Below are 8,184 nucleotides of genomic sequence, written 5' to 3'. Positions count from 1 at the left end.
GCTCTGGCCGTCCGCTACCTGCGCATCGAGCCCGCCCTCGGCAGGCTCGGCCTGTCGACGGTCTACGGCGCGACCTCCGAGCGGCCCGTTCCCGTCCGCGGTGAGCGGGTCGGGGGCGCTCTCCGTGGCGAAACGTTCCACCTCCGCCGGGGCGGTGGCCGCGTTCGGGACCAGGACACCCCGGGCGCCGGCCGCGCGGGCGGCCAGTACGTCCGCGGCGATGTCGCCGATCACCAGGCACTCCGACGGCGGTACGCCCAGCCGCGCGGCGGCGGTGCGGATCAGGCCGGGCCGGGGCTTGCGGCACGCGCAGCCCTCGCCGGGGGCGTGCGGGCAGAACACCCAGATGTCCAGCCCGCCCAGCAGCTCGTCGGCGCGCTCGTTGACGCGGACCACCTGCTCCACGGTGAGCAGCCCGCGGCCGACGCCGGACTGGTTGCTGACCACCCCGGTCGGCAGCCCGGCGGACCGGGCCAGCGCGACGGCCGCGGCGGCGCCCGGCATCAGCCGCACCCGGCCGGGGTCGCCGTTGTACGGCACGTCCACGACGAGGGTGCCGTCACGGTCGAACAGGACGGCGGACAGCCTGCTCACTCGGCACCTCCCAGCGGTTCGGCGTGCCGGTGGCGGACGACTCCGCGCAGCCAGTGCCGCACGGCGAGCGGCGGGATGAGCACGCTGGTGCCGAGCATCCCGGCGATCTCGCGGGCGGTGCGCGGCCCGGGCAGGATGCGGGCCAGGGCGAACTCGGTGGTGCCGAGGGTCCACAGGGCCGCGCAGGCGGTCGCGGCCCGGCGCCGTCCGGCCAGGGCGCAGCCGGCAGCGGCGAGGGCGGCGCCGGTGACCACCAGGTGGCGGGGCAGCCGGCCGCGCGGCGCCTGCGCGCGGTCCCACCAGTCGCGGCCGTGCAGCCGGTTCATCAGGGCGTCGTCGGCGTTGCCGCGCTGCGCGGGCAGCGAGGCCCACCAGTGGGCGGGGCGGACCGGGTGCCGGGTGACCCGGGTGCCCCGGGTCAGGGACCAGCCGGCCCGCTGCACCCGCAGGGCGAGGTCGGCGTCCTCGCGGAAGGCCCGCGGGAAGCGTTCGTCGAAGCCACCGGTCCGCTTGAGCGCCTCGGTGCGGTAGGCCATGTCGGCGGTGGCCCAGGCGGCGTTCTCCAGGCCCTTGGTGGTGCGCTCCCAGTCGGTGGGCCGGCGGTCCAGGGGCAGGGGGACACGCAACTGCCCCTGGACACCGCCGACGTCGGGGCCGGCCTGGCGCAGGTCGTCGGCGAGCCGCCGGGACCAGTCCGGCAGCACCTGGACGTCGTCGTCCAGGAAGACCGTCCAGGGCGTGCGGACGGTCTGCCAGCCGGCGTTGCGGGCGGCGGCCGGCCCCTTGCCGCCGGTGCGCAGGGTGCGCACCCGGTCGAGGAGCTGCCCGGCCGGTTGCAGCGGCAGGTCGCCGTCGGGTGCGGGCCGGTCGTCCACGACGACCACCTCGTGCGGCGGATGGCCGTCGGCCGCGGCGAGCGCGCGCAGGCACTCGGCGAGGCAGGGGCGGCCGATCGTCGGGACGACGACGGTGTAGGCGGGGGCGTCGGTCATGCGAAGGCCTTCCCACGGCGGATCGCGAACGGGCCGAGCACCAGCAGGTCGACCGGGGCCGAGCCGAAGCACTCCAGGGCGTCCCGGGGGTCGTCGACCATGGGCCGCCCGGCGGTGTTGAGGCTGGTGTTGACCACCACCGGCAGTCCGGTGCGCCGTTCGAAGCCCTCGATCATGCGGGCCACCAGGGGTTCCTGGGCGCGGTCCACGGTCTGGATGCGGGCCGTGCCGTCGACGTGCACCACGGCCGGGATGCGGGCCTTCCACTCGGCGGCCACGTCGTGCACGAACAGCATGTGCGGGCTGGGCAGCGGCCCGTCGAAGATCTCGGCCGCGCGTTCGGCGAGCACCATGGGCGCGACGGGCCGGAACTCCTCGCGTCCCTTGACCGCGTTGAGCCGCTCCAGGTTCTCGGCCCTGCCCGGGTGGGCGAGCAGTGACCGGTGCCCGAGCGCGCGCGGCCCGTACTCGCTGCGCCCCTGGAACCAGGCCACGATCCCGTCGGCGGCCAGCGCCTCGGCGGCGGTCTCGGCGATGTCGGCGGGTTCCTCGTACGGTACGGCCGCCCGCTCCAGCCAGGCACGCAGCTCGGCGTCGCTCCAGCCCCGGCCGAGCGCGGCGGTGGGCATCGGCTCCAGGGTGTCCTTCTGCCCGGCCACGTGCGCCGCCGCGCCCAGGGCCGTACCGGCGTCGCCGGCGGCGGGCTGCACCCACACGTGCCGGAAGCCGCTCTCCCGCCACAGCCTGGTGTTGGCGACGCAGTTCAGCGCGACACCGCCGGCCATGGTGAGCGCGTCCTCGCCGGTGCGCTCGCGCAGCCACCGGGCGAGGGCCAGCATGGCCTCCTCCAGGCAGAGTTGGGCGCTCGCGGCGAGGTCGGCGTGGTCCTGGTTCCAGGCGCCGCCGGCCGGGCGCGGCGGGACGAACTCGGCCCAGGGCACCGGCCGGGCCCGGAAGCCGCCCTCGTCGTCCGCGTGGACGTACGCGCGCAGGCGGCCGGCGAAGCGCGGGGTGCCGTAGGAGGCGAGGGCCATGACCTTGAACTCGTCGCTGCTGCGCAGGAATCCGAGGTGCTGGGTGAGGTCCTCGTAGAACAGGCCGAGGGAGTCCGGCAGCCGCTGGGTGCCGAGGACGGTCAGTTCGCGGTCGGTGTAGCGGCCGGCCAGGTGCGAGCCGCACTCGCCGCGGCCGTCCAGGACGAGGACGGCGCAGTCCGGGTACGGCGAGACGGGCCCCGCGGAGGCCGCGTGGGCGACGTGGTGCGGGACGAACCGCACCTTCGCCGGGTCGAGTCCGGGCAGGGCCTCGGCGAGGAAGCCGGGTGCCTCGCGGGCGTACTGCTGCCGCAGGTGGTCCCAGGGGTCGTGCAGCCCCATCTCGTCGGCGGGGCGGGCCAGCGCGGGGTCGTAGGAGTAGGCGACGGCGTCCAGGTCGGACGGGGTGAGGCCGGCCTGCTGAAGGCACCAGCGCGCCGACTGCTCGGGCAGTTCCCAGGCCGAGAAGGGAACGGGCCGCTTGCCGTGCTTGCGGCGGGAGAACCGCTCCTCCTCCGCCGCCGCCACGACCTTGCCGTCGGTGATGAGGGCGGCGGCGGGGTCGTGGAAGAGTGCGTTGATACCGAGGACGTGCATGCGCTGTCTCCAGGGCCGGGGAACGGGCAGGGGGTCAGGACCGGGTCAGGACCGCGGGGCCGGTTCCTCCGCGCGCGGGTCAGGTTCCGGGGGCAGGGCCGCGAAGTAGGCGATGGTCTGCTTCAGGCCCTCCTCCCAGGGGACCTGCGGCGACCAGCCGAGCAGTTCGCGTGCGAGGGTCGTGTCGGGGCGGCGCCGGCCGGGGTCGTCCACGGGCCGGTCTATGAACGCGATCGGGGAGCGGGAGCCGGTGAGGGCGACCACCCGGCGGGCCAGGTCGGCGACGGTGATCTCGTCGCTGCCGCCGATGTTGACCGGCCGCACGGACCTGCTCGCGGCGACCCGCAGGACGCCGTCCACGGTGTCGTCCACGTAGCACAACGAGCGGGTCTGGCTGCCGTCTCCGGTGACGGTGAGCGGCTCGCCGGCCAGGGCCTGGCAGATGAAGGTGGGCACGGCGCGACCGTCGTGGGCCCGCATCCGCGGCCCGTAGGTGTTGAACAGCCGGACGATCCCGGCGTTCGTTCCCCGGGTGCCGGCGTGTGCCGTGACCAGGGCCTCGGCGAACCGTTTGGACTCGTCGTACACGCTGCGCGGTCCGACCGGGTTCACGTTGCCCCAGTAGCCCTCGTGCTGCGGGTGGACGAGCGGATCGCCGTAGACCTCGGACGTGGAGGCGAGCAGGAACCGGGCGCCGTCGCGTTCGGCGATCGCCAGGACGTTGCGGGTGCCGAGGCTGCCCACGTCCAGGGTCTCCAGGGGCATGCGCAGGTAGTCGGCGGGCGAGGCCGGGCAGGCGAAGTGCAGGACCAGGTCGTACGGGCCCGCGAGCCGCTCGGTGCAGTCGGGCGCGGAGACGTCGCCGTGTACGTACCGGAAACCGGGCCGGTCCTCCAGGTGCGCGATGTTCTCGCGCCGCCCGCAGGCCAGGTTGTCCGCGCAGTCGACTTCGACACCTGAATCCAGCAGCCGCTCGCACAGATGGGAGCCGAGGAAGCCGGCGCCGCCGGTCACGAGGGCGCGCCGCCAGGAAAACGGTGTGTCACCAGTCATGGGGCTGTTCCTTCGTCCACGTCGTGCGCGCCCGGGAACGTCCCCGCCTGGGCATTCGGCGCGCACCGCGTCGCCGGGACCGACCGCGTCGGCCCGCTGGGAGGAAAAGGGGGCCCGGCCCGGGTCCCGCTGATCCGGAGGACCGGCCTGGCACGCCGCCACTTGCTGGACGGCACTGGCAGCTGAGTTCCCCTGCCAGTTGGATTCACACGTTGGATTCTTATTCTCGGGTCTCAGGGGTACTCGCGCGACTCCTGCGCCCCTTTACCACGCTGGAGACGCTGATGCACCACGACGTCGCGGAGGCGGTGCTGCGGGCCCTGCGCGGGCCCGGCCGGCCTCCGGAGCGGCTGCTGCTCACCGGCTGGTTCAGCTTCCGTGACGGGGAGGCGACGGCCGGGGACGTGCTCGCGCAGCAGCACATGTCGGCCGCGCTGACCGGGGCGGGCATCCGGCACGAGACGGCATGGAGCCCCGGCTTCCGGCCCGGTGCGCTGTCACTTGAGGCGGCCGACCCCCGGGCCTACGACACCCTGCTCTTCGTGTGCGGTCCGGTGCACGGGCCCCAAGTCGCCGCTCTGCATGGAAGGTTCAGGTTCTGCAGACGACTGGCGGCCGGGGTCTCGGTGGTCGATGCGGCGGATCCGGCGGTCACCGGTTTCCACGAGGTCGTCGCCCGGGACGGCACCGCGGCCCCGGCCCGGCGCGACCTCGCGGCCGACGCCCCGGCGGGCCCGCTGCCGCCCGTCGCCGGCGTGGTCCTCTCCGACGGCCAGGGCGAGTACGGGGCACGCCGCCGGCACGCGGAGGTGAACGAGCGGATCACCGGCTGGCTGGCCGGCAAGGACTGCGCCCGGGTGCCGGCCGACTCCCGGCTGGCCGACGACGACTGGCGGCTGTGCGCCACCGCAGAGCAGTTCCTCGCCCTCGTGGGCCGCCTCGACCTGGTCGTCACCACCCGCCTGCACGGCCTGGTGCTCGGCTTGCGCACGGGCACCCCGGTGATCGCCGTGGACCCGGTCGCGGGCGGCGCCAAGGTCACCGCCCAGGCCCGTGCCCTCGACTGGCCGGCCCTGGTGGCGGCGGACGAGCTGACCCCGGGCATCCTGGACCACTGGTGGGAGTGGGCGCTGTCCGGGGCGGGCCGGACGGCCGCCGCCTGCCACTCGATGCGCTGACCGCAGACGGCGGGCCGTGTAGCGCGCGCGGCCCGGGGCACTCGGCGCGGCGACGGCCGGCCGTTCACGGGCCGCCGCGTTCCACGCAGGAGGTAACGACCATGGGTCACGGCGGAAACGTCATCCAGGAGCTGACCACGGACCACCGCGAGGTCGAGGAGATCTTCGGCCGCATCGAGGCGCTGCCGCCCGGCTCCGAGGAACGCAAGAACCTCTGCGACCAGGCCACGATCGAACTGGTCCGCCACTCGGTCGCGGAGGAGGCCTACCTCTACCCGGCGGTGCGCCGGCACCTGACGGGAGGGGACGCCCTGGCCGACAAGGAACTCGAGGACCATGCCAAGGCCGAGCAGATCATGAAGGACCTGGAGGGCTGCCAGGCCGACGATCCGCGGTTCGACTCGTTGATGGCCCAGCTGATGAGCGAGATCCGGTCCCATGTGACGGACGAGGAGCAGAACCTCTTCCCGCAACTGGAGGCGGCCTGCCCCCCGGACGCACTCATGGAGCTCGGCGACAAGGTCCGCCGCGCCAAGAAGATGGCGCCCACCCGCCCGCACCCGTCGGCGCCGGACACTCCCCCGGCCAACAAGCTGCTGGCACCGGGAGCCGGACTGGTCGACCGGATGCGCGACGCGCTGACGGGACGGGGCAAGGAGAGCTAGAGCCGGGCGAGGAGAGCCGCGGCCGGGGGAGAACGGCGCCGTCCGGGCCCGCGGGGGCCGGGCGGCGCCGGCCCGGTCGCAGGCCGGGCGTCCGGGCTCACGTCAGCGCCGCGGAGCCACGGTTCACAGCCATGGTTGCGTGCCGCGGGGTGTCCGGGCACCCGTACCGGGACGGGCGCGGGTGGCCCGGCACAGCAGCCGGAACGCCTGGAAGAGGGTCAGCGGCCAGAGCAGGGCGAAGGACCACAGCAACGCGGGGTCCGACGTGCGGATGCCCATGACGGCCACGAACACCGACGCGACCGTGAGCAGCAGCACCGCCACCGGCAGCCAGACCCCGCGCGGGGCGGCGCCCATACGGCGCGCGAACCGCCGGTCCCGTAGCAGGTCCGCCTCGATCCGCAACAGCGCCAGCCGCTCGCGCGGTGACAGCCGCGCCTCGTCCCGCATCTCCCACATCTCCCAGTCGTCCACGGCGACGCACCTCCTCCGCCGTTCGGCGGCATCCGGGCCCCGGGCGACCGAGTTCCCCGGTCGGACCGGCCGATGCGGCGCCTCGGCGGCCGGGCGGAGAAGGCGGGAAACGCGGCTCCCGCGCGGCCACGACGGAGAGGGGCGCCCCGGACGCCCGTGGTGCGAGACCGGGCGAAGTACCGCATAGTGAACACAGTCTCGCACCAGGTCGGCTGGGGAGGACCGGGGCTGCCCGCACCGCGCGCTTCGCCCCCGGGGCCACCGCGACGACGCTGAGCGGCCGGCACGGGTAGGACCGGCCCCCCGCAAGCGACGCGCCCGGCGGCGCGCAAAGGAGGCTGTATGTCGTCCCACGACCCGGCAGTGCTCGACTGCCCCTTCGACTTCGCCGACGCGCTGGAGTACGACCCCGCGCTGGACGCGCTGGCACGGCGCGGCCCGGTCAGCCGGATCCGGTTGCCCTACGGCGAGGCGGAGGCGTGGCTGGTGACCAGCTTCGCCGGAGTGCGTCAGGTGACGTGCGATCCCCGGTTCAGCCGGGCGGCGATCGTCGGACGCGACTATCCGCGGATGACGCCCGAGCCGATCGTGTCGCCCGAGTCGATCAACGTCACGGACCCGCCGCACGCCACCCGGCTGCGGCACGTGGCGGCCCAGGCGTTCACCCGGGACCGGGTGGCGGCCATGCGGCCGGCCGTGGACCGGGTGGTGGCCGGGCTGCTGACGGCGATGGACGAGGCCGGGCCGCCCGCCGACCTGGTCACCCATCTGTCCGTCCCGCTGCCCCACCTGACGATCTGCGAGCTGCTGGCCGTCCCCGAGGCGGACCGCGACCAGCTGCGCGCGCACACCATGCGGCTGCTGGCCACCTCGCCGGACGCGCGGCAGGACGCGGCCGACGCCAAGGCCTGCCTGCGGACGTACTTCACCGAACTGATCCCGGCCCGGCGGAGCTCGCCGGGCGAGGACCTGCTCAGCACGCTGGCCACCGCCCCGGTACCGGAGGGCGAGGAGCCGCTCAGCGACGACGAGTTGGCGGTCCTGGCGGTGACGCTCATCCTCAGCGGCAACGACACCGCCACCTGCCAGATCAGCAACATCGCCTATCTGCTGCTGACCCGGCCCGAGGAGACGGCCGCGCTCGCGCGCGACCCCGAACGGTTCCCCGGGGCGCTGGAGGAGCTGCTGCGGTTCATCCCGTTCCGCAAGGGCGTGGGCATCCCGCGGATCGCGCTGGAGGACGCGGAGATCGAGGGCACCCGGATCCGCGCGGGCGACTACGTGCACGTGTCCTACCTCGCGGCCAACCGCGACCCGGAGGTCTTCCCCGACCCGCACACACTCGACCTGGAACGGCCCGTGCACCCGCACATGACCTTCGGCTGGGGCGGGCACCACTGCCTCGCGGCACCGCTCGCCCGGGCGGAGCTGGACAGCGCGGTGTCCGGCCTGCTGGCCCGCTTCCCCAAGCTGCGCCTCGACGTCCCCGCCGATGACATCGAGTGGGACACCGGCACCATCCGCCGCTTCCCGCTGAGCCTGCCGGTCACCTGGTGAGGCCGGGCCGGGCCGCCGCGGCGACCGGCGGCCCGCCGCC

8 protein-coding genes are annotated in these 8,184 nt (G+C 74.9%); 3 read left to right on the top strand and 5 right to left on the bottom strand.

Going from position 1 to position 8,184, the window contains the following annotated elements; genetic code table 11:
• From ABZV94_RS38520 to ABZV94_RS38505, 4 genes are all read right to left on the bottom strand, one after another.
• The coding region (locus ABZV94_RS38520) for an HAD-IIIA family hydrolase (protein ID WP_356349205.1) at positions 1-594 on the bottom strand (594 nt) is incomplete at its 3' end.
• Positions 591-1,586: a glycosyltransferase gene (locus tag ABZV94_RS38515; protein WP_356349203.1), complete on the bottom strand. Its 996-nt coding sequence runs from the start codon at positions 1,584-1,586 to the stop codon at positions 591-593. The genes ABZV94_RS38515 and ABZV94_RS38520, both read right to left, overlap by 4 nt.
• Positions 1,583-3,217 (bottom strand): carbamoyltransferase C-terminal domain-containing protein, encoded by a 1,635-nt coding sequence (locus ABZV94_RS38510; RefSeq protein ID WP_356349201.1) that lies wholly within the window; start codon positions 3,215-3,217, stop codon positions 1,583-1,585. Before ABZV94_RS38510 ends, ABZV94_RS38515 begins: the two co-directional genes overlap by 4 nt.
• A 45-nt stretch (positions 3,218-3,262) precedes the next feature.
• A complete protein-coding gene (locus tag ABZV94_RS38505; RefSeq protein ID WP_356349199.1) occupies positions 3,263-4,270 on the bottom strand; it encodes an NAD-dependent epimerase/dehydratase family protein in 1,008 nt (335 codons plus the stop codon).
• Between the two features lie 284 nt (positions 4,271-4,554).
• Here ABZV94_RS38505 and ABZV94_RS38500 point away from each other — a divergent pair, with 284 nt between their 5' ends.
• Positions 4,555-5,448, top strand: coding sequence for a polysaccharide pyruvyl transferase family protein (locus ABZV94_RS38500; RefSeq protein ID WP_356349197.1), 894 nt, complete (start codon positions 4,555-4,557; stop codon positions 5,446-5,448).
• Positions 5,449-5,549: 101 nt separating this feature from the next.
• Complete coding sequence (locus ABZV94_RS38495) at positions 5,550-6,113, top strand: hemerythrin domain-containing protein (RefSeq protein WP_356349195.1); 564 nt, start codon at positions 5,550-5,552, stop codon at positions 6,111-6,113.
• Between the two features lie 123 nt (positions 6,114-6,236).
• Here the strand turns inward: ABZV94_RS38495 and ABZV94_RS38490 are convergent, their stop codons facing one another.
• Complete coding sequence (locus tag ABZV94_RS38490; protein ID WP_356349193.1) at positions 6,237-6,587, bottom strand: DUF3040 domain-containing protein; 351 nt, start codon at positions 6,585-6,587, stop codon at positions 6,237-6,239.
• Positions 6,588-6,929: 342 nt separating this feature from the next.
• Here ABZV94_RS38490 and ABZV94_RS38485 point away from each other — a divergent pair, with 342 nt between their 5' ends.
• The gene (locus ABZV94_RS38485) at positions 6,930-8,144 is read left to right on the top strand and encodes a cytochrome P450 (protein WP_356349191.1); all 1,215 of its coding nucleotides are present in this window, start codon (positions 6,930-6,932) and stop codon (positions 8,142-8,144) included.
• Positions 8,145-8,184 lie beyond the last annotated feature (40 nt).

The organism is Streptomyces sp. NPDC004658 (genome assembly GCF_040609555.1).
Taxonomy (GTDB): Bacteria; Actinomycetota; Actinomycetes; order Streptomycetales; family Streptomycetaceae; genus Streptomyces.
The sequence above is the reverse complement of the archived record's forward strand: the minus strand, read 5'-3'. Positions and strand labels throughout refer to the sequence as shown.